The following is a 20455-nucleotide window of genomic DNA, read 5'->3' on the forward strand; positions in this document are numbered from 1 at the left end:
ATCACCACCATGGAGGAGACGCATATGCTCAGACATTTCAGGATGCTTGCCGACTACAATCGCTGGGCCAACGTTCAGGTCTACGATGCCGCGGCAGATCTCAGCGACGCGGAATTCCACGAGGATCGCGGCGCCTTCTTCGGCTCGCTCCACGGAACGCTGAACCATCTGCTGGTGGCGGACCGGTTGTGGATGCATCGCTTCAACGGCACCGGCGGGGTGCCAGCGTCACTTGATGCTGTCCTGCATGACGATCTCAAGGGACTTCGCGCCGTGCGAGAGGCGGAAGATCGAAATATCATCGCGTGGATAGAAACGCTCGATACCGATGCTCTGGCCACCGATATCACCTATACATCCGTCCTGAGGCCGGGCGCCATCACCGTTCCTCTCCATGCGGCGATGGCACATATGTTCAACCACCACACACACCATCGCGGCCAGTGCCATACAATCCTCACATCCTTGGGCAAACCGTCGCTTTTATTGGATCTTCTGCACTTTCTGCGGAGCGAAGGACAGCGCTGGTTGTAGCCAAGAGGCGAGCGGATATTTATCGATTTCGCTCAAGCGTTGATCACATGCCTCATTTTGTTGCGTTGCGGCGTGGATAGGCCGTTTTGTTCATGTTCCCTTAACCTGGCCGCCCGCAGATTGATAAGATATATCAGCTCACGGTCAGAAGCAGGCATGAAGAACTCGCAGACACGCGTTTCGGCACAATCCATCGATGATGATGAAACGGAAACCGAGCTTGAGGTCATCGGTCGCTTCATGACGCGGCTGAAGATCAAGAACCTGCCGCGCAATTACCAGCTCTTTCACGAGGCGCTTTACGGGCAAGACCGCTGTCTTGCCGAAGAGATCGAAGCGCTCGGTCCCCTTCCCCCGCAAAGCGGGCTGGACGAGATCGGCCTGAAGCATCGCCTTGTCAGCCACTGCGGGCTGGTGGCACGCAAATCCGAAAGCGATGCGGCCGAGATGTTGCGCGAAGTCGCGGATCAACTGGCCAAGGGGCTGATGAAGAAGCAGTATTTTGCTCGCGAGACCGAGGCGGCACAGCACGTCAACGATGCTCTGGACACACTCAACGCGACGCTCAGCAATCTCATGCTCTACGAAACGGAGCTGACCGAGCGGCTGCGCAACTGCGCGAACCTTACCACATCCTCGCAAAACGCGGGCGCCTGAACGCCTCGGCGCTCTTGCCTTCGGCGGCGAGTTCGGCCAAAACCGCGCCATGATTTCGATTTCAGACCTTTCCGCCCGCATCGCCGGCCGCCTTCTCATCGATCATGCCAACGTGACGCTTCCGGCGGGCACGAAGGCTGGCCTTGTCGGCAAAAATGGCGCCGGCAAATCCACGCTGTTCAGGATCATTACCGGCGATCTCGCCGCCGAGAGCGGCTCGGTCTCGATCCCACGCAACGCGCGCATCGGGCAGGTCGCGCAGGAGGCCCCGGGCACGGAGGAGCCGCTGATCGATATCGTCCTTGCTGCGGACAAGGAACGCTCCGCCCTGCTTGCGGAAGCAGAGACCGCCACCGATCCGCACCGCATCGCCGATATCCAGACCAGGCTTGCCGATATCGACGCACATTCGGCTGAAGCGCGCGCCGCCAGCATCCTGGCCGGCCTCGGCTTCGACCACGAGGCACAGAAGCGCCCGGCCTCCTCCTTCTCCGGCGGCTGGCGCATGCGCGTCGCCCTTGCGGCCGTGCTGTTTTCCGAGCCGGATCTCTTGCTGCTCGACGAACCGACGAACTATCTCGACCTCGAAGGCACGCTCTGGCTGGAGGATTACATCCGCCGCTATCCGCACACGGTCATCATCATCTCGCACGACCGCGACCTCCTAAATACGGCGGTCAACTCCATCGTGCATCTCGACCAGAAGAAACTCACCTTCTATCGCGGCTCCTATGACCAGTTCGAGCGGCAGAAGGCCGAAGCAGACGAGCTGCAGATGAAGGCGAAGGCGAAGAACGACGCCGCGCGCAAGCACCTGCAGAGCTTCATCGACCGCTTCAAGGCCAAGGCTTCGAAGGCGCGGCAGGCGCAATCGCGCGTCAAGGCACTGGAGCGCATGGGGACGGTTGCTGCTGTCATCGAAGACCATGTGATGGGCTTCAGCTTTCCGGAGCCGGAGAAACAACCCGCCTCGCCGATCATCGCAATCAGCGGCGGCGCCGTCGGCTATGAACCGGAAAAGCCGATCCTCAAGCGCCTCAACCTGCGTATCGATGCCGATGACCGGATCGCCCTCCTCGGCTCGAACGGCAACGGCAAGTCGACCTTCGCGAAGTTCATCTCCGGCCGGCTTGGTGCAGAGAGCGGTGAGGTCCGGCTGGCACCGAACCTGAAGATCGGCTTCTTCGCCCAGCACCAGCTCGACGACCTCATCCCCAATCAGACCGCCGTCGAACACGTTCGCCGCCGCATGCCCGAAACGCCGGAAGCCAAGGTGCGCGCCCGCGTCGCGCAGATGGGGCTTGCGACCGAGAAGATGGACACGCAGGTCAAGGATCTCTCCGGCGGCGAGAAGGCTCGCTTGCTGATGGGCCTTGCCGCGTTCGACGCGCCGAATCTTCTCATCCTCGACGAACCGACGAACCATCTCGATATCGACAGCCGCAATGCGCTGATCCAGGCGCTGAACGACTATTCCGGCGCGGTCATCCTGATCTCGCACGACCGCCATCTGATCGAGGCCACCGTCGACCGGCTCTGGCTGGTGCGCGACGGCACGGTTTCGACCTTCGACGGCGATCTCGAAGAATACCGCAGCCTCGTTGTCGCCAGCCCTAAGTCGAAGGACGACAAGGGCAAGGCTGCCGTCAGCGACGATTCCGTTTCCAAGGCCGATCAGCGCAAGCTCAATGCCGATCGGCGCGCATCGCTCGCGCCGCTCAAGAAGAAGATCAACGAAATCGAATCCTTGACCGGCAAGCTTGAGAAACTGATTCAGGCACTTGATGCGGAACTTGCGGACCCGGCCCTCTATGACAAGGCACCGGCCAAGGCCGCGGAGAAGGCAAAGCAGCGCGCGGACGCCGCTGAGAAGCTCACCGCCGCCGAAGAGCAATGGCTCGAATTATCTTCCGAATATGAAAGCGCCATGGCCGGCTGAAACTGACCGCCTGTTAAGGAATTCACAGCCGATCCTAACCGATCATTAACCATAACTGCAGAAAATGCGCTCAACTTTCATAGACATATTGTTGAGCGATTCTGATGAACTACCGTGTTTTGCTGGCTGGCCTTGCCGTGTCTCTGGCTCTCGGAGGATGCGCGACGAAACCGGGCAATGAAGCTTCGCTCAAGAGCGGCTATGCCGCCGAGGAACCGCGTCACAAGCCGCTTAAAGCCAGCGCCCCCGTGGAGATGGAGCCGAAGAAATGGCTCGTCGCCGATCTCGAAACCCGAGATGATCTGGCAGGCCTGAACGGTCCGCACAATCTTGCCGGCCGGACGCTGGAAGTCGCCTCGCTCAAGGATATCAGGCTCGCCGACAAGGAGGTCATCCTGACCTTCGACGACGGTCCTGCTCCCGGCAAGACGGAACGCATTCTCGCCACGCTCGACAAATTCGGCGTCAAGGCGGCCTTCATGATGGTCGGCGAAATGGCGCAGGCACATCCGGCGACGGCGCGTGAGGTGCTTGCGCATGGTGATGCGATCGGCAGCCACACCTTCCGCCATCCCGACCTCGACAAGATGACGTTCGACGCGGCGATGACCGAAATCGCCCGAGGCAAGGACGCCGTCACCAAGGCGATCGGCACGGATGTCCCGTTCTTCCGCTTCCCCTATCTTGCCGACTCCAAGCGCCTGCGCGCCGCCATTGCCGCCCGCGACATGATCGTCATGGACGTGGATATCGACAGCAAGGATTATTTCACCTCGACGCCCGCAGCCGTGGTGGACCGCACGATGAAGCAGCTTCACCAGCGCGGCCGCGGCATCGTCCTGATGCACGACATTCACCAGCGCACGGTGAAGATGCTGCCGGTTCTCCTGAGCCGCCTGGAGAAGGAGGGCTACAAGGTCGTGACGCTGAAATACAAGCGCAATACCACCCCTGCGACCAACATGATTGCCCAGGCCGATACCAAAATGGTGCGCTGAGGCCGATCGATCCGGAAAGGCACATATCGAGCGCGGAGGCACGGTTGCCTCCGCGCCCATATTTTGATTTGCTGGCAGGCGACCACCACCAACAATGGAATGGCGAACCTCCATGCACCTCTACCTTGAACGCGACGACGATACGCAAACGCTGCAATTCGTCGCCGAGAAGGATGCCCAGTCCGAGCGGCTTCTGACGACGCCGGAATTCGAGGCTGATCGCGACGCCATCAAGGCGATGATCGAGCGCGAGGACCGGCTGATCGCCCCGACCCGGCGCGGCAACTGGCTGTTTGATTTTCATCGCAGTGCCGATCACCCGCTCGGCCGCTGGTATCGACTGCCGGCCGATCTTGCTCCCCTGCCGGATGCGCCTTGGGAGCCGATCTTCGATCTCGACGCCTTCTGCGCGCAGGAAGACAAGTTGTGGCTCTGGCGCGGCGCGCTCACCTGCCCCTGGGAGCCGACACGCGTGCTGATCTGCCTTTCCGACGGCGGCTCCGATCCCATCCGCATGCTCGAATTCGACTGCGAGACCAAGAGCATCGTCGAAGGCGGCTTCGATACGCCGGCGGTGCGAAGCCACGCGACATGGCTGAGCCGCGATGAAATCGCCTATTTCGGCTCGATCGACCGCGACTCCGCGACACGCTCCGGCTGGCCGCGGGTCGGCCGCCGCCTGAAGCGCGGCCAGGCGCCTGCGGATGCGCCGATCCTCTATGCCGCCGCCGACGGCGACGTCTACGGCTCCTGCGCGGTTTTCGACCCTGCACTTGCCGGCCTTGCAGGAGACGCCACCACCAAGCCGATTCGCATCTTCACTGCCAGCCACGAAATCGGCAAAGCCAGCCACTTCATCGAGGATCAGGACGGTTCGTTGCGAAAGATCGATCTGCCCGAAGAGATCGATTTCGACTTCAACCACTCTCATCTCATCTGGCTTGCCAAGACCGACGAGCGGATACCGGCCGGAAGCCTGGCGCTGCAACCCTTGCCGCTCAAGGCGGATGCCGCCGATGCCGGGGCGCCACGCATCTTGTTCTCGCTCGGCGAGCGGCAATCGGTTTCGCAATTCCTGCTGATGCGCGAATGGTGCGTCTTCATCGTCTCGGACAATCTGCAGCCGCACCTTTTCGTTCTGGACCTGACAAGGCAGAACGCCGAAATTCAGGAAATCGCACTGCCCGAAGATGTTCAGGCCATCTCCTTCCAATCGCTTTACTCGGACCTGCATCTCGGAGACGACACGCTGCAGATCTATGGCTCAGGCTTCCTGAAAACGCCCTCGTGCTATCACCTGAACCTCAGCAATCGCCGGGAGCCACTGGAACTCAGGCATGTCGCCAACTCCCCCAGCTATTTCGACAGCGAGGGCATGACGTCCTTCCTGCTTGAAGCCACCTCCGAGGACGGTACGAAAGTTCCCTATCATATCGTGCTGCCGAAGAGCTGGACCAAGGGCGAGCTGCCGGTGCTGATGTATGGCTACGGCGGATTCGATGCTTCGCTTGGCCCGTATTATTCGGGCGTCATCGGCCGCTGGCTGGAGCAAGGCAACGCCTATGTCATGGCTTACATTCGTGGCGGCGGCGAATTCGGGCCGAACTGGCACCGCACCGCCAAGGGGCATGGCCGGCACAAGGCCTTTGCTGACTTCGCCGCGGTCGCCCGCGATCTCGTTCAGCGCGGCTACACCAAACCATCCCGCATCGCCGGCAACGGCGGCAGCAATGGCGGGCTGCTGACCGGGGTCATGGCGACGCGATACCCGCAGGATTTCGGCGCCATCTGGTGCCAGGTGCCCGTGCTCGACATGACCCGCTTTCACGTTTTCCCCGCCGGGAAAGCCTGGATCGACGAATATGGCGATCCCGACGATCCGGCCGATCTTGACTATCTGCGATCCTATTCACCGCTGCACAACATCAAGCTTGCATCAGAAGTCATCTATCCGCCGATCTATATCGAGAGCTCGAGCAACGACGACCGGGTCCATCCGTCCCATGCACGCCGGTTTGCCGCGCGGCTGGAAGAGCTCGGGCATCACCCGCTCTTCCACGAATTCGGTTCCGGCGGCCATGGCGGCGACGGCGCCTCGACGGAGTTGGCCGCACGAACGGCGCTCGGATATAGCTTCCTGCGGGAGACGATCGTGAAAGCGAAGAGCGTCTGATCCATCCCCGATACCCTTTCACATGCGCTGAAAGCATGGTGAAGGGCGCGATTGGCCAGGGCGGCGCTCGAACGCGCCGCTCCATCGCAATCAACCGCCCTTGCCCGTCGGCGGCATTCTGTTAAAGATCGCATCAATAATCATACTAATCGAGAGACACCCATGTCCCCCATCAAGCTCGCCATCGTCGGCGTCGGCAAGATCGTCCGCGATCAGCATCTTCCGTCCATCGCGAACAACGCGGATTTCGAACTCATAGCGACGGCGAGCCGCCATGGCACCGTCGACGGCATTCCGGCGTTCACGACCATCAAAGCCATGCTCGATGCCGTGCCTGAAATCGATGCCGTGTCGCTCTGCATGCCCCCGCAATATCGCTACGAAGCCGCCTACAAGGCGCTGTCGGCCGGCAAGCATGTCTTCCTGGAGAAGCCGCCGGGTGCAACCTTGAGCGAAGTTGCCGATCTCGAAAACCTGGCGAAATCCAAGGGCGTGTCGCTCTTTGCAAGCTGGCATTCGCGCTATGCGCCGGCCGTCGAAGCGGCCAAGGCGTTCCTTGCCGCCACAACCATCCACAGCGCCCACGTCATCTGGAAGGAAGACGTGCGCCACTGGCACCCGAACCAGGAATGGATCTGGCAGGCCGGCGGCCTCGGCGTCTTCGATCCCGGTATCAATGCGCTGTCGATCGTCACCCACATCCTGCCGCCGCTCTTCCTGACCGGCGCGACGCTCGAGTTCCCGGAGAACCGCGATTCGCCGATCGCGGCCGACCTGCACTTCAAGAGCGGAGCCGGACTTCCCGTCCATGCCGAATTCGACTGGCGGCAGACCGGCAAGCAGAGCTGGGATATCATCGCCGAGACGGAAGCCGGCCAGATGGTGCTGGCCGATGGCGGCTCCAAGCTTTCCGTCAACGGAGAGCTGAAATTCTCAGGACCAGAGGCTGAATATCCCTCGCTCTATCGCCGCTTTGCCGAGATCGTCAAAGCCGGCACTTCGGACGTCGACGTTTCGCCGCTGCGTCATGTCGCCGACGCCTTCATGCTCGGCAAACGCAAATTCGTCGAAGCATTTTACGATTGATACACGCTTCCCGGTGAAGACAATACGCTCCGCAACGTGCTAGCGTAGCGTATAGTCCTCATCGGAGATGATGCCTATGGCATCGGAACATGAACAGTCCTTCGGGCTCGGCGTCGGTCACAAATCTGTCAGGCTCGCCGAGCCAAATCAAAGTTGGCACGAGGCTTATTTGCTGGAAGAGGCTGCCATCCGCGGCGCTCTCGGCGAACTTGCCGTGGATGTCCAGCATTTCGGCAGCACCTCCATTCCGGAGATCAAGGCCAAGCCAATCATCGATATCGCGGTGGGGGTGCGGCATTTCGACGACGGCCTCGCCTGCATCGAGCCGATGGCATCCATCGGCTACGTCTACGCCGGCAGCAATATCGTACCGGACGATCATATTTTCGGCCGCGACATTGCGGGAGACACCCGCACTCATCTGGTGCATGTCGTCGAATATGGTGGCCCGACCTGGTGCAACTTCCTCAAGTTTCGCGACCGAATGCGCCGGGAGCCGGAGCTGGCGCATGCCTATGAGGCGCTGAAAGTCGAGCTGGCGGCGAAATACGCCAATGATCGCGCGGCCTACACCGCTGCGAAAAAGGACTTCATCCAGAAGATCCTTTCGGAAGGCGAATAGAGCAACTCTTCACCACGCGCGAGAAGCTCAGGCCTTCTTTTCCCAGCGACCATCCTGCGTCTGCTGCCAGTAGGTGAGATTATGCCCCTCGCCCTTGAGGCGTTTCCATTGGGCACGCGCGCTTTCCAACTGCTCCTGATCGTAGCCATCGAACATCAGCACGACGCGCTGATAGCCCTCGACGCCACTCGCCTCCGCGCCGTCGATGAAGAAGCGGACCGTCGCATTATTTATGTTGTCGGGAGAAACCGTTAGCAAAACGGGCTGCCGGCTTGCCATCTCGTCTTCATCGGTGCCGTGCGGCAGAAAGCTGTCCTCGCGATAGGTCCACAGATGGCTGTCGAGAAGATCGCGCCGCGCCGGCTCGCGCATCTGGACGGCAACCTGCCAGCCGCGTTCGACACTCTTGTCGATCAGCGGCGGCAGGGCGTCTTCCAGCTTCGATTCCGTCAGGTGATAGAAGAGAACGTCGGTCATGGCGCCCCTTCTATCTCACAAAGCACGACCGGTCACGATTCGTAATTGGTGCGGACAAGTTCGTCGAGCAGGCGTACGCCGAAGCCCGAACCCCAAGACTGATTGATTTCGTCCTGAACCGAGCCCATGGCCGTGCCGGCGATATCCAAATGCGCCCACGGCGTCTCTCCGACGAAACGCTTCAAGAACTGGGCAGCGGTGATCGAACCGGCATGGCGCCCGCCGGTATTCTTCATATCGGCAAACTTGCTGTCGATCATCTTGTCGTAATCCTTGCCGAGCGGCATGCGCCACAGGCGCTCGTCGGTCGTAAGACCCGCTGTGGTCAGTTCGCCGGCGAGCTTGTCGTCATTGCAAAACAAACCGGCCTGCAGGTTGCCAAGCGCAACGAGGATGGCGCCGGTGAGCGTCGCCAGATTGATCATGAACTGCGGCTTGAAGCGGTCGTTCGTGTACCAGAGCGCATCGCAGAGGACGAGCCGGCCCTCGGCATCGGTATTGATGATCTCGATCGTCTGGCCGGACATGGAGGTGACGATATCGCCCGGGCGCTGCGCATTGCCGTCCGGCATGTTTTCCACAAGACCGATGACGCCGATGGCGTTGACCTTGGCTTCGCGTGCGGCAAGCGTATGCATGAGACCGGTGACGGCGGCCGCGCCGCCCATGTCGCCCTTCATTTCCTCCATGCCGGCAGCCGGCTTGATGGAGATGCCGCCGGTGTCGAAGACGACGCCCTTGCCGATGAAGGCGACCGGCTTGTCCTTCGTCTTGCCGCCCTTCCATTGCATCACCACCAGCCTCGGCGGCCTGGCCGAGCCCTGCGCGACCCCGAGCAAAGCGCCCATGCCAAGCCGGCGCATTTCGCGCTCTGTCAGGATCTCGATTTCCACGCCGAGCTTTTCCAGCTCCTTGGCCTTGGCTGCGAACTCCACGGGGCCGAGAACATTCGGCGGTTCGTTGACGAGATCGCGCGCAAGAATCACACCGCCGGCCACCGCCTCGGAGGTCGCGTAAAGCTTCTTGGTGGCCGCCGCCTCCTGGGTGACAATCGCCACCTTCACAGCCTTGCGGGAGGCGCCCTTTTCGTCGTCATCCCCCTTCTTCGTCTTGTAGGTATCGAAACTGTAGGCGCGCAGGAGCATACCCAAGGCGAAATCGGCAGCTTCCTTGGCGCCGACATCAACGTTCGGCGCATCGAGGAAGATCGTGACCTTCTCCGTGTTGCGGATTTTTGCCGCGGCAGCGCCCCCAAGCTTCAGCCAGTCATGGGCGGTCAGGTCCTTGGCCTTGCCGGCACCGATGACGATGATGCGGTCGACGGACGCTGCCTCTGGAGCGATGATGTCCAGGGCAGTCAATAGTTTGCTCTTGAAACCGGAGACGGGCGCCGCCTTGGCGAAAACATTCGCCGGATCGGCGCTCTCGGCACCGGCCGGCAGCTCACTGTCCGTGCTCTTCAGGAGAATGGCCAGACCGCCGTTGAGGCGAGCCGACTTGGTGAAGGAAATCTCGAATTTCACAGACATTTCTGCTCCGATAAATATGCGTCGTAGTGCGAAAACTTTGCACAACCATCATTCAAGGTCTTGCTAAGGAATACAAGCTTCCGGCGCAGCATTCGCCCCGCAAGCCGCCTGCCATCTTCAAATCCCTGTCATTTAGCGCGGTTAGGCTGTTCGCGATGGTGTTTTAGCCGCTTTAGGCGGCACAATTCTTGTCGGAAAGCCGCCTTGATCATAGATTTCAACAGCCGCGATCGCGAAGATCGCTTCCCGGAAACTTTGCGTCCGCGCACCGCAGGCGATGCCTTCATCGCCCTCTTCTGTCTCTGGTGGGCTCTTCTTGGTCTCTTTTCGACTTTTCCACAGATCGACCTCGTCGTCGCGAACCTGTTTTTTCAACAGCGAGACTGCCTGGCAAGCGCCCGCCCCGACCAGATATGCGGCTTTTTTCCCTACAGCTCCGACACGCATATGCAAATGCTTCGTGAGATATTCTTCCAACTCCCCTATATCATAGCGGCCATTCTCGTCTGGATGCTGCTCCAGTGCTGGCAGCATCACGGAGCGACCTTCAATCGGCTCCGGGCGCGTAACCTCAAGATTGCGCTCGGCTCGTTGCTGCTCGGCCCGGTTCTTGTCGTCAATCTTTGGCTGAAAGCCTTCTCGGGTCGCCCGCGCCCGCGGCAGACGGATTTGTTTGGCGGCACGCTCGATTTCGTGCATGCCGGGTCCTTCGCCGGCAAATGTGTCAGCAACTGCTCGTTCATCTCGGGCGAAGCCGCGGCGGCTGGCTGGCTATTCTGCCTGATCTTCCTCATCCCGCAACCGCTTCGATCGGCGGCCGCCCTTCCGATCGCTGCCGTTTCCCTGCTGATTCCCGCGCTTAGGGTAGCCTTTGGCGGACATTATCTCTCCGATGCCGTCCTCGGCTGGCTCTCCTCGCTCGTCATATTCGCCGCTCTGCTGGCATTATCTCAAACGACACACGGCAGAAGAATCTCAGAAAATTAACGATTTTTTTCGAGTTGGTTGTCGCCAAAAAAACTTAAACAGCGTAGAGGAGGGTGAATCTCTGTCGGCTCGCCCGGCGGCTGTTGCGTTTAAGGGCCGGCATGAAGTTATTCGAAACATATATCGTACGGCGTGTCGGTATGATGTTCCTGGTAGCCCTGCTGCCAGTGCTCGCCATTATCTGGACCACACAGGTCCTGCAGCGCATCAATCTCGTGACGGATAGCGGCCAGTCGATGGGCTCGTTCGCGAAGCTCGCGACGCTCATTCTTCCGACGATCATTCCGATCGTTCTGCCCTTTGCGCTCGTTATCGGCATCACGCAGACCCTGACCGCGATGAACAGCGATTCCGAGCTGACCGTGATGGAGGCCGCCGGCGCCAAGCGCAGCATCATTATCCGCCCGATCATGATTCTTGCCATCGCGATCAGCGCATTCTCCTTCTTTGTGGACAATGTGGTCGAGCCCAGGGCGCGCGTCGCCGCTCGCCAGATGGTGGCCGAGGCCTATGCCGACCTTCTTTCGACGGTGATCGAAGAGAAGAACTTCCGACGTATCGAAGACGGGCTCTATGTCCAGATCTCACAGCGCATGTCGGGTCGAATCCTCAAGGGACTGTTCGTGGTCGATTCCCGCGATCCGGCCTTCGATCTCATCTATTATGCGAAGGAAGGCGCCGTCGATCCGAGCGGCACGTCGCTGCTGATGAAGGACGGCGAGGTTCATCGCAAGACGCCTGATGGCACCGTCTCGGTCATCAAGTTCGATTCTTACTCCTTCGACCTGTCCGACATGACACAGAGCCGCGGCCAGCCAAATGCGCGCGCCAGCGATCGCAGCCTCGGCTTCCTGTTCAATCCGGATACAAACGATCCGGACTACAAGCAAAGACCTGGCGATTACCGGGCCGAGTTGCACCGTCGTCTCAACGACTGGGCACTGCCCGCGATCTTTGCTCTCATATCGCTTGTCATCGCGGGTGATGCGCGATCTCATCGCGAAGCACGGCTGCATCCGATGGTATCAGCGCTGACCTTATCCTTTGCTCTGCGCTGGGCGGATTTCTACGCTGCCAACCAGATCGACAATTCAGGCAGATTCATCGGCGTTCTCTACGGGATCAACATCACCGCGGCAGTCATCGCGATCGCGCTGCTGTTGCGAAGCCGAAAGATGACGATGCCCGTCTCACTCCGCAACCGCCTCAGCAACTGGCGTCAAAGAGTTCAGGACCGCATGCCGACCGCGCCGGGCGGGTCGAACGGGGGCGGCGCATGATTTTCGGTACGCTCGGGCGTTATTTCTTCGTGCGCTACATCGTGACGACGTTCTGGTTCTTCCTCGGCGTCATCTCGATCGTCTACCTCGTCGATTTCAGTGAAACCGCGGGGCGGCTTGCGGGCCTGCCCGGTTATACCGTCTCCATCGGCCTGCTGATGACGGCGGTCAGGCTGCCGTTCATCCTGCAACAGACGGTGCCGTTCATCGCGCTCTTCGTAGGCATGACGGTACTGATAGCCCTAAATCGACGCCGCGAGCTGGTCATCGCACGCGCCGCCGGCATCTCCGTCTGGCAGTTCATGATGCCCTTCCTGATGGGTGCATTCTGCGTCGGGCTGCTGACCATGCTTGCGCTCAATCCGATAGCGGCATCGGGCCAGCGACACGCCGAAGCGCTCGAGGCCGACCTGCGCGGCGACCCGTCCTACCGCAACACACTTTCGATTCCGTGGCTACGCCAGTCGAACGGAAATGACGATACGATCATCGGTGCCAAAGCCATTCTGAACAATGGAACGACGCTGACGGGTGTCGTGTTTATCCACTTCGATTCACAGGGAAATATCGTCCTGCGACAGGATGCCGACTCGGCAAAGTTGGAAGATGGTTACTGGCTTCTTAACAATGTCGTCGAACGGCGGCCGGGAGAAATTCCTGACCATAAGAGTTCGGTACAAGTCCGTACGAATCTGAAACAAGATTTCGTCTCGCAACGTTTGGCTCAACCGGAAACCATTGCTTTTTATGATCTTTCTAATCGAATAAAGGTCGCGCGCGACTTCGGCATATCGACCAACGCACTTGAGACACAGTTTCATTCGCTTCTGTCACAACCATTCCTTCTTGTGGCGATGACACTAATCGCAGCAACTGTGTCCCTAAAGTTCAGCAGATTCAATCAATCGCGCTCTGTGATTCTGGGTGGAATCCTCTCCGGCTTCGTGCTTTATGTTGTCACCGTGCTTGTAAAGGCATTCGGGAGCAGCGGAGTGGTTCCTCCCTATGTGGCGACATGGATACCCGTGATCGTCGCATTGGCATTCGGGGCAACGATCCTGCTTCATCAGGAGGACGGCTAAGTGGCGGCAGGCAACCGCAAGAGTATCAGTAGGTTTGTGGCTGCCCTCGTTACGGGCACGGCCGCGTGTGCATATATTATGAGCCCGGTCGTCGTTTACGCCCAGGCGAACACTAATAATGCCAGCAATAACAATGGCAGCGCCGGCACTGCCGCCTCCCCTATCAAGGTGAAGGTGCCGGAAGGTGCAAAGCTAGTCCTGTCGTCCAACGAACTGGTCTACAACAAGGATACGCAGATCGTCACCGCAAGCGGTGCGGTCCAGATCAACTATGGCGGCTACAGGATGGTCGCCCAGAAGGTCGAATACAACCAGAAGTCCGGGCGGATGACGGCTCTCGGCAATGTCGAGCTGATCACCCCTGACGGTAATCGCATGTACGGTGACAAAATGGACGTCACCGACAGCTTCTCTGACGGCTTCGTGAATGCCCTGCGCATCGAAATGCCCGACAATACCCGTATGGTCGCCGAAAAGGGCGAGCGGGTCGGCGGCACGCAGATGATTCTGACGAAGGGCGTCTATACGGCTTGTATGGCCTGTTCCGAACAGGGCCGCGCGCCGCTGTGGCAGGTCAAGGCCCAGCGTGTCGTCCAGAACGGCGTGACTCACACTATTCGCCTCGAGCACGCTCGTTTCGAGTTGTTCGGGCTGCCGATCGCCTATGTGCCGTGGATTACGGTTCCCGACAACACGGTCAAGCGCAAGTCGGGCTTTCTGTTCCCGTCGATGAGCGTTTCTCAGAATCTTGGCGTCGGTGTAACAGTTCCTTACTATTACGTCATTTCGCCGAGCATGGATGCGACGGTCACCGCAACCGGCTATACAAACCAAGGCCTGTTGCTTCAGGGTGAATTCCGCCAGCGCTTTGAAAACGGTACGCATGTTCTGCGTGTCGCCGGCATCAATCAGATGAGTCCGGATTCCTTCACGGCTGGTACGACCGATGCCGAACACAAAACTCGCGGCATGATCAACTCCAAGGCGGATTTCAGGATCAATCCTCGCTGGACCTTCGGCTGGGACGTCATGGCGCAGAGTGACAACAACTTCTCGCGCACCTATGGCTTGAACGGGTTGAACCAGAGTACCCACACAAACCAAGCCTATCTGACCGGTATCGGAAATCGCAATTTCTTCGATATGCGTGCGTTCTACTATAACGTGCAGGACACGGACAATAGTGCTACCGCGCAGAAGCAGCAGGCATATGTCTATCCGAGCATCGACTATCATTATGTCGATCCGAAATCGGTCTATGGCGGCGAACTGTCGGCAACGATGAATTTCACGCATCTGTCGCGTGACAGGACATCCGTGCTCGACGCGACGAATGATCTTGGCAATCCCAATCTGAACGACCGTTATCTCGGTCTTTCCGGCGATTATACGCGTCTGAGCAGCGAGCTGCAGTGGCAACGGACCTTCACCACGGATCAAGGCCTGGTGCTGACACCGTTGGCGGCACTTCGTGGTGACGTCTATGGCCTGGACATGAATGGGCCCGCGGCCGGCACCTACTCCGGCAACTACGACAACAGTGACTATGCCACGCGCGGCATGGCCACGCTCGGTCTGGAAGCCAAGTATCCTTTCCTCATCACGACAAGCAACAGCACGCATGTGTTCGAGCCGATAGCACAGATCTATGTGAGACCGGACGAGCAGCTTGGCGGACGCTTGCCGAACGAGGACGCTCAGAGCCTGGTTTTCGATGCGACCACCCTGTTCGATCGTGACAAGTTCTCCGGCTTCGACCGCATCGAAGGCGGCACGCGAGCGAATGTGGGATGGCGCTACACCGGCAGCTTCGACAATGGTTACAAGCTGCAGCACATTTTCGGTCAATCCTACCAGCTCGCTGGACGGAACTCCTTCGCGACGACCGACCTGGCCGGCGTCGGTTCGGATTCGGGGCTTGAAACGACCCGTTCCGACTATGTTACCATGTTCGGTCTGACGACTCCGCAAGGGATCTCGCTATCGACATCCTATCGCTTCGACGAGAAGAATTTCGATTTCAAGCGCGGCGATACATCCGTGGGCTTCTCTAACGATGTCTTCCAAACGTCCTTGATCTACACCCATATTGCCGCCCAGCCGCAATACGGCTTCACGTCCAACCAGGACGAAATCCAGTCGCGTGCGCAGGTCAAGTTCAAGGAATACTGGTCGGTCTTCGGTACGGTCAGCTACGATCTCAACAACAATCAAGTGACTCGCCAGGGCGTTGGGCTTTCCTACGAGGACGAATGCACGATCTTCACCGTGTCCTTCCTCGACAAGAAAGATACATTCGACAATTCGGCAAGCAGTTGGTCGGTCGGCGCTCGCATCACCTTCCGCACACTCGGCGACGTCAACCTTGGCAACGGCCAGGACGCAACGTTCTGATAGAAATCGAAACTGCACGGAGCCGGCTTCACCGCCGGCTCTTTTGCGTCGATGCAGGTTTGCCATGGCCGACGTCATTGTTTCGCCGCAAGGATTTTGCAATTCATCGCGCTTGATGTAGACATGTGGCGCAAAGTTGCCGTATTGCGCGACAGACATGCCAATACGGCGCAATGCTGGCAGGAAATACCTTTGGGAAGGGGTAGTTGATGTTTTCTGGAAAGACACCGATGCGCGCTCTGCTATTCGGAGCAGCAGCTTTGGTTATGGCAAGTTTCGCCGTGCCGAGCAGCGACGTTGCTTTCGCAGCAAGCGAAGTGAAGGTCCTCGTCAATAGCCAGGTGATCACATCCGGCGACATTGCAAAGCGCGTCGCCTTCCTCAAGTTGCAGCGTCAGAAAGGCGATCTGAACAAGCTCGCCAAGGATCAGCTTGTCGATGAAACCCTGAAGCGCGCGGAAATCTCCCGCCTGCGCATGTCCGTTTCGACGACGGATGTCGATGCCGCTTTTGCCCGTTTCGCCGCCAGCAACAAGATGACGCCGGCACAGCTAGGTCAGATTCTCGACAAGACCGGCGTCACCGTCGACCACTTCAAGTCCTATATCGCCGTTTCCATGAGCTGGCCGCGCATCGTCAATGCGCGCTTCGGCGCCAGAAGCCGGATGTCGAACGACGATCTCGTGACGCGTATGACGGAGAACAAGACCAAGCCGGTCACGACGGAATACTTCCTGAAGCAGATCGTCTTCGTCGTCCCGACGGCAAAGAGGAACGCGATCCTGAATGCGCGCAAGGCGGAAGCCGAGGCCTCGCGGGCCAAGTTCCCCGGCTGCGATCAAGCAAAGGTCTTTGCGGCGACCATGCGTGACGTCTCTGTTCAGGATCTCGGCCGCGTGCTTGCGCCCGAAGTTCCGGAAATGTGGAAGCCGCTGCTGGAGAAGGCTTCCGGCAATACGACCACTCCGGTCGTCACCGATCGCGGCGTCGAATATATCGCCATTTGCTCGCAGCGTCAGGTGAACGACGACGTTGCTGCGGCTGCCGTATTCCGTGCCGAGGATCTCGGCAAGACCACGCCGGACGGCGTCAGTGCCAACGATAAGAAATACATGGATGAACTGCGCTCCAAGGCGCAGATCGTCTATCGCTGATTGACGATGCCATCGCGCGTTTCCCTCCCCCTTGCTCTTACGCAGGGGGACCCGGCCGGCATAGGTCCCGACATCACGCTCGCCGCCTGGCTTCGCCGCGGCGAGCTGGATCTTCCGCCCTTCCTCTTTCTTGGCAATGCCGCAGTGCTCAAGGCACGGGCTTCCGAGCTTGACCTGGCCGTACCGCTCGCAATCGCCGACCCGGCAAATGCCTGCGATATTTTTCCTGACGCGTTACCGATCCTGCAGATCGAAGCGGGAATGGATGTCGTTGCCGGCAAACCGCATGTGGCGACCGCCAAGGGCACGATTGCCGCCATCGAAATGGCCGTTTCCCTCAGCATGGGCGGCCAGACATCCGCCGTCGTCACGAATCCGATCGCAAAATCGGTGCTCTACGATGCAGGCTTCGGCTTTCCCGGCCATACGGAATTCCTGGCGGATCTTGCGATGCGCGCGACGGGTAAGCCGGTCATGCCGGTCATGCTTCTCGCTGGTCCGAAGCTCCGCGCCATCCCGGTCACTATCCATATCCCACTGAAAGACGTGCCCGAGGCTTTGACCTCCGATCTGATCGCCGAGACTTGCCGGATCACCGATCATGACCTGCGGAACCGCTTCGGCATTTCCAAGCCGCGCCTCGCGGTTGCCGGTCTCAACCCGCATGCCGGGGAGAATGGCGCGCTCGGCAAGGAGGACGACGAGATCGTCCGGCCTGCGATCGATACGCTTCGCAGCGAGGGGATCGACGCGTTCGGCCCTCTGCCTGCCGACACCATGTTCCATGAGGAAGCCCGCCGCCGTTACGATGTCGCCATCTGCATGTACCACGATCAGGCCCTGATCCCGGCCAAGGCGCTCGGCTTCGACGATTCCGTCAATGTCACGCTCGGCTTACCCTTTGTACGCACCTCACCCGATCACGGGACGGCGTTCGGCATCGCCGGCAAAGGCATTGCGAAGGAAGACAGCCTCGTGGCCGCCCTCAGGCTGGCAAGCGAAATCAGCGGCAAGATCGGAAGCGATCGCTGATGCCCGCTCTTGACGGCTTGCCGCCCCTTCGCGATGTGATCCAGCGTCATGGGCTTGATGCGCGCAAGGCGCTCGGCCAGAATTTTCTTCTCGACCTCAACCTCACCCAGAAGGTTGCACGCACAGCCGGATCGCTCGAGGGCGTCACCGTCTTCGAAGTCGGGCCCGGACCGGGCGGCCTCACGCGCGCCATCCTGGCGCTTGGCGCAGCCAAGGTCATCGCCGTCGAGCGCGATGCGCGCTGCCTGCCTGCGCTGGCGGAAATCGCCGACCACTATCCCGGCCGGCTTGAGGTGATTGAGGGCGATGCACTGAAGACGGATTTCGCGTCACTTGCCCCGCAAGGGCCGGTCAAGATCATCGCCAACCTGCCCTATAACGTCGGGACACAGCTTCTGGTGAACTGGCTGCTGCCGGCACACTGGCCGCCCTTCTGGCAGTCCCTGACGCTGATGTTCCAGAAGGAAGTCGGCCAGCGGATCGTGGCGCAGGAGGATGACGATCATTACGGCCGTCTCGGCGTGCTCTGTGGCTGGCGGACCGAAGCTCACATGGCCTTCGACATATCCCCGCAGGCCTTCACGCCGCCACCAAAAGTGACGTCGACGGTGGTGCATTTGATACCGAATGAAAACCCCATCCCCTGTGCCGTCGACAAGCTGGAGAAGGTGACTCAGGCCGCCTTCGGCCAGCGCCGCAAGATGCTGAGGCAGAGCCTGAAGCCGATTGGCGGCGAGGCGCTTTTGCTGAAGGCGGATATCGATCCACAGCGCCGCGCCGAAACGCTTTCGGTGGAAGAGTTCTGCCGATTGGCAAACTGCCTATAAGCTCTGAGCCCCGTTTGTAAGCTCAGAGTTGCGGCGTCTCTTCCAGCAAGTCCCGGACGAAATCGAACATGCCGTGCCGCCGATCGCGGCGCAGGCGTTCGGCCTTGACGATCGACTGGACGGCGTCGAAGGCGACATTCAGGTCGTCGTTGACGATGACATAGTCATATTCGCGCCAGTGAGCGATCTCGGCCCTTGAATTGGCGAGACGCATTGCGATGACCTCTTCTGAATCTTCTGCACGGCGATGCAGCCGTGACTGAAGCTCGGTCATGGTCGGCGGCAGCACGAAGATGGAAACGACATCGGCCGGCATCTTCTCCTGCAGCTGCTGAGCGCCCTGCCAGTCGATGTCGAACAGCATGTCGCGCCCTTCCGCCATCGCCGTCTCAACGGGCTCGCGCGGCGTGCCGTAGAAATTGCCGTGTACCTCAGCCCATTCGAGCAAGGAGTCGGAATCGCGAAGGCGCTCGAATTCGCGCTGCGAGACGAAATGATAGTGCACGCCTTCGATTTCGCTCGGCCGGCGCTGCCGGGTCGTGACGCTGACGGAGAGGCTCACCTGCTTGTCCTTATCGAGCAGCGTGCGCGCGATCGTGGACTTGCCCGCGCCTGACGGAGAGGAGATGGCAAGCATCAGCCCCCGGCGGGCGATCGGAATGGATGTGGATGTCGCCGGCTTCATGGCCTACTCCAAATTCTGGACCTGTTCGCGGAACTGGTCGATGACTACCTTCAGCTCTATGCCGGCGGCGGTCACGGCCGCGGCATTCGACTTCGAACAGATAGTATTCGACTCCCGGTTAAATTCCTGTGCAAGAAAATCGAGCTTGCGACCGACAGGGCCACCCTTGGAGATGAGATCGCGCGCAGCCGCCACGTGTGCCTTCAGGCGATCGATCTCCTCGCGCAGATCGGCCTTGGTGGCGAGCAGAGCGGCTTCGGCATGTAATCGGTCGCGATCAAGACCTGATGAGCCGCCCAGGAGCATCGATACCTGCGTCGCCAGCCTTGCAGCAATTTCCTGCGGCGAACGGGAAGGGTCGCGCTCGACAGTTGATGTCAGCCCCTCGATGGTTGCGACCTGCCCGAGCAGCACCTTGCCGAGCGCGTCACCTTCTCGACTGCGCATATCGCGGAGATCGCCGAGTGCCGCCTCAAGACCGGCCATGATATCGGCATCACGGGCGGCAACCGCCGCTTCGTCTTCCTCGGCCTCCCTGAACTCCACGAGACCGCGCACGGCCATCAGGCTTTCCAGCTTCAACGGGGCGGGATCGACAATACCAGCCAACTGATCGCGCAATGCCAGGACGGCCGCCAGCGCATCCTGATTCACGACCACCTCGACGCGGCTTTCTTCGACTGACAGCGACAGACTGACCTGCAGGTTGCCGCGTGAGAGACGATCCGCGATCGACTTGCGGACATCTGCCTCGAGGCGCTCGAGGCCCGGCGGCAGGCGTAGGCGGATGTCCAGCCCCTTGCCGTTTACCGAGCGCAGCTCCCATGCCCAGCGGCCACGACCACTCGTTCCCTCACGCCGGGCGAAACCGGTCATGGACTGCAATGCCATGCAAGCCTCCGATAATTCCTATCCCCAGTCCGACGAAAATCCTCGGATTATGGATCAATGTAAAGAGAATCCGCGCCGGGCTCCCGAAGTATGCCACGACGCGGTCAG

The 20455-nt window shown here is 59.9% G+C and carries 19 protein-coding genes; 14 read left to right on the forward strand and 5 right to left on the reverse strand.

Annotated elements, in window-relative coordinates; genetic code table 11:
• Positions 1 to 24: 24 nt before the first annotated feature.
• The 7 genes from BJ928_RS01035 to BJ928_RS01065 all read left to right on the forward strand — a co-directional run bounded on the left by BJ928_RS01035 (position 25) and on the right by BJ928_RS01065 (position 8009).
• Positions 25 to 534: a DinB family protein gene (locus tag BJ928_RS01035; RefSeq protein WP_047628707.1), complete on the forward strand. Its 510-nt coding sequence runs from the start codon at positions 25 to 27 to the stop codon at positions 532 to 534.
• A gap of 156 nt (positions 535 to 690) precedes the next feature.
• The gene (locus BJ928_RS01040; protein ID WP_047627163.1) at positions 691 to 1191 is read left to right on the forward strand and encodes a hypothetical protein; all 501 of its coding nucleotides are present in this window, start codon (positions 691 to 693) and stop codon (positions 1189 to 1191) included.
• A gap of 49 nt (positions 1192 to 1240) precedes the next feature.
• On the forward strand, positions 1241 to 3130 hold the full coding sequence (locus BJ928_RS01045; protein WP_047627164.1) for an ABC-F family ATP-binding cassette domain-containing protein: 1890 nt from the start codon (positions 1241 to 1243) through the stop codon (positions 3128 to 3130).
• Positions 3131 to 3234: 104 nt separating this feature from the next.
• Complete coding sequence (locus tag BJ928_RS01050) at positions 3235 to 4128, forward strand: polysaccharide deacetylase family protein (protein ID WP_047627165.1); 894 nt, start codon at positions 3235 to 3237, stop codon at positions 4126 to 4128.
• A 112-nt stretch (positions 4129 to 4240) separates the two neighbouring features.
• Positions 4241 to 6301 carry a prolyl oligopeptidase family serine peptidase gene (locus BJ928_RS01055; RefSeq protein ID WP_047627166.1) on the forward strand — a complete coding sequence of 687 codons (2061 nt, stop codon included), beginning with the start codon at positions 4241 to 4243 and terminating at the stop codon, positions 6299 to 6301.
• 162 nt (positions 6302 to 6463) lie between these two features.
• Entirely contained in the window at positions 6464 to 7387 is a 924-nt protein-coding gene (locus tag BJ928_RS01060; RefSeq protein ID WP_047627167.1) for a Gfo/Idh/MocA family oxidoreductase, read from the forward strand.
• A gap of 76 nt (positions 7388 to 7463) precedes the next feature.
• Positions 7464 to 8009, forward strand: a complete 546-nt coding sequence (locus BJ928_RS01065; protein ID WP_047627168.1) for a GrpB family protein — start codon at positions 7464 to 7466, stop codon at positions 8007 to 8009.
• Between the two features lie 27 nt (positions 8010 to 8036).
• Here BJ928_RS01065 and BJ928_RS01070 read toward each other — a convergent pair whose 3' ends face one another.
• The 3 genes from BJ928_RS01070 to BJ928_RS39270 form a co-directional block, all read right to left on the reverse strand.
• Positions 8037 to 8486, reverse strand: a complete 450-nt coding sequence (locus tag BJ928_RS01070; RefSeq protein WP_047627169.1) for a DNA polymerase III subunit chi — start codon at positions 8484 to 8486, stop codon at positions 8037 to 8039.
• Between the two features lie 32 nt (positions 8487 to 8518).
• On the reverse strand, positions 8519 to 10015 hold the full coding sequence (locus BJ928_RS01075) for a leucyl aminopeptidase (RefSeq protein ID WP_047627170.1): 1497 nt from the start codon (positions 10013 to 10015) through the stop codon (positions 8519 to 8521).
• A 141-nt stretch (positions 10016 to 10156) separates the two neighbouring features.
• Complete coding sequence (locus BJ928_RS39270; protein WP_245432249.1) at positions 10157 to 10462, reverse strand: hypothetical protein; 306 nt, start codon at positions 10460 to 10462, stop codon at positions 10157 to 10159.
• Here BJ928_RS39270 and BJ928_RS01080 point away from each other — a divergent pair.
• From BJ928_RS01080 to rsmA, 7 genes are all read left to right on the forward strand, one after another.
• Complete coding sequence (locus tag BJ928_RS01080; protein ID WP_245432235.1) at positions 10358 to 11002, forward strand: phosphatase PAP2 family protein; 645 nt, start codon at positions 10358 to 10360, stop codon at positions 11000 to 11002. The genes BJ928_RS39270 and BJ928_RS01080 overlap by 105 nt on opposite strands.
• 101 nt (positions 11003 to 11103) lie before the next feature.
• A complete protein-coding gene (locus BJ928_RS01085; protein ID WP_047627172.1) occupies positions 11104 to 12282 on the forward strand; it encodes an LptF/LptG family permease in 1179 nt (392 codons plus the stop codon).
• Entirely contained in the window at positions 12279 to 13364 is a 1086-nt protein-coding gene (lptG, locus tag BJ928_RS01090; RefSeq protein ID WP_047627173.1) for an LPS export ABC transporter permease LptG, read from the forward strand. Before BJ928_RS01085 ends, lptG begins: the two co-directional genes overlap by 4 nt.
• Positions 13365 to 15758, forward strand: a complete 2394-nt coding sequence (locus tag BJ928_RS01095; RefSeq protein ID WP_047627174.1) for an LPS-assembly protein LptD — start codon at positions 13365 to 13367, stop codon at positions 15756 to 15758.
• 266 nt (positions 15759 to 16024) lie between these two features.
• A complete protein-coding gene (locus tag BJ928_RS01100; protein WP_245432236.1) occupies positions 16025 to 16912 on the forward strand; it encodes a peptidylprolyl isomerase in 888 nt (295 codons plus the stop codon).
• Between the two features lie 6 nt (positions 16913 to 16918).
• Positions 16919 to 17944, forward strand: a complete 1026-nt coding sequence (gene pdxA / locus BJ928_RS01105; protein WP_047628708.1) for a 4-hydroxythreonine-4-phosphate dehydrogenase PdxA — start codon at positions 16919 to 16921, stop codon at positions 17942 to 17944.
• A complete protein-coding gene (gene rsmA, locus BJ928_RS01110) occupies positions 17944 to 18771 on the forward strand; it encodes a 16S rRNA (adenine(1518)-N(6)/adenine(1519)-N(6))-dimethyltransferase RsmA (RefSeq protein WP_047627176.1) in 828 nt (275 codons plus the stop codon). Before pdxA ends, rsmA begins: the two co-directional genes overlap by 1 nt.
• Before the next feature lie 22 nt (positions 18772 to 18793).
• Here the strand turns inward: rsmA and gmk are convergent, their stop codons facing one another.
• Together gmk and BJ928_RS01120 are read right to left on the reverse strand one after the other, a co-directional pair.
• The gene (gmk, locus tag BJ928_RS01115) at positions 18794 to 19456 is read right to left on the reverse strand and encodes a guanylate kinase (protein ID WP_047627177.1); all 663 of its coding nucleotides are present in this window, start codon (positions 19454 to 19456) and stop codon (positions 18794 to 18796) included.
• A 3-nt stretch (positions 19457 to 19459) separates the two neighbouring features.
• Complete coding sequence (locus tag BJ928_RS01120; RefSeq protein WP_047627178.1) at positions 19460 to 20347, reverse strand: YicC/YloC family endoribonuclease; 888 nt, start codon at positions 20345 to 20347, stop codon at positions 19460 to 19462.
• Positions 20348 to 20455 lie beyond the last annotated feature (108 nt).

The sequence above is a fragment of the Rhizobium sp. WW_1 genome (assembly GCF_003610155.1).
GTDB lineage: Bacteria > Pseudomonadota > Alphaproteobacteria > Rhizobiales > Rhizobiaceae > Rhizobium > Rhizobium tropici_A.

Excerpts from the sequence above, each read along its gene's own strand:
- lptG (WP_047627173.1), top strand. The coding sequence starts at position 12,279 with ATGATTTTCGGTACGCTCGGGCGTTATTTCTTCGTGCGCTACATCGTG.
- BJ928_RS01045 (WP_047627164.1), top strand. The coding sequence starts at position 1,241 with ATGATTTCGATTTCAGACCTTTCCGCCCGCATCGCCGGCCGCCTTCTC.
- BJ928_RS01055 (WP_047627166.1), top strand. The coding sequence starts at position 4,241 with ATGCACCTCTACCTTGAACGCGACGACGATACGCAAACGCTGCAATTC.
- BJ928_RS39270 (WP_245432249.1), bottom strand. The coding sequence starts at position 10,462 with ATGCGTGTCGGAGCTGTAGGGAAAAAAGCCGCATATCTGGTCGGGGCG.
- BJ928_RS01040 (WP_047627163.1), top strand. The coding sequence starts at position 691 with ATGAAGAACTCGCAGACACGCGTTTCGGCACAATCCATCGATGATGAT.
- pdxA (WP_047628708.1), top strand. The coding sequence starts at position 16,919 with ATGCCATCGCGCGTTTCCCTCCCCCTTGCTCTTACGCAGGGGGACCCG.
- BJ928_RS01065 (WP_047627168.1), top strand. The coding sequence starts at position 7,464 with ATGGCATCGGAACATGAACAGTCCTTCGGGCTCGGCGTCGGTCACAAA.
- BJ928_RS01050 (WP_047627165.1), top strand. The coding sequence starts at position 3,235 with ATGAACTACCGTGTTTTGCTGGCTGGCCTTGCCGTGTCTCTGGCTCTC.
- BJ928_RS01085 (WP_047627172.1), top strand. The coding sequence starts at position 11,104 with ATGAAGTTATTCGAAACATATATCGTACGGCGTGTCGGTATGATGTTC.
- BJ928_RS01035 (WP_047628707.1), top strand. The coding sequence starts at position 25 with ATGCTCAGACATTTCAGGATGCTTGCCGACTACAATCGCTGGGCCAAC.
- BJ928_RS01100 (WP_245432236.1), top strand. The coding sequence starts at position 16,025 with ATGGCAAGTTTCGCCGTGCCGAGCAGCGACGTTGCTTTCGCAGCAAGC.
- rsmA (WP_047627176.1), top strand. The coding sequence starts at position 17,944 with ATGCCCGCTCTTGACGGCTTGCCGCCCCTTCGCGATGTGATCCAGCGT.
- BJ928_RS01120 (WP_047627178.1), bottom strand. The coding sequence starts at position 20,347 with ATGGCATTGCAGTCCATGACCGGTTTCGCCCGGCGTGAGGGAACGAGT.
- BJ928_RS01060 (WP_047627167.1), top strand. The coding sequence starts at position 6,464 with ATGTCCCCCATCAAGCTCGCCATCGTCGGCGTCGGCAAGATCGTCCGC.
- BJ928_RS01070 (WP_047627169.1), bottom strand. The coding sequence starts at position 8,486 with ATGACCGACGTTCTCTTCTATCACCTGACGGAATCGAAGCTGGAAGAC.
- BJ928_RS01075 (WP_047627170.1), bottom strand. The coding sequence starts at position 10,015 with ATGTCTGTGAAATTCGAGATTTCCTTCACCAAGTCGGCTCGCCTCAAC.
- gmk (WP_047627177.1), bottom strand. The coding sequence starts at position 19,456 with ATGAAGCCGGCGACATCCACATCCATTCCGATCGCCCGCCGGGGGCTG.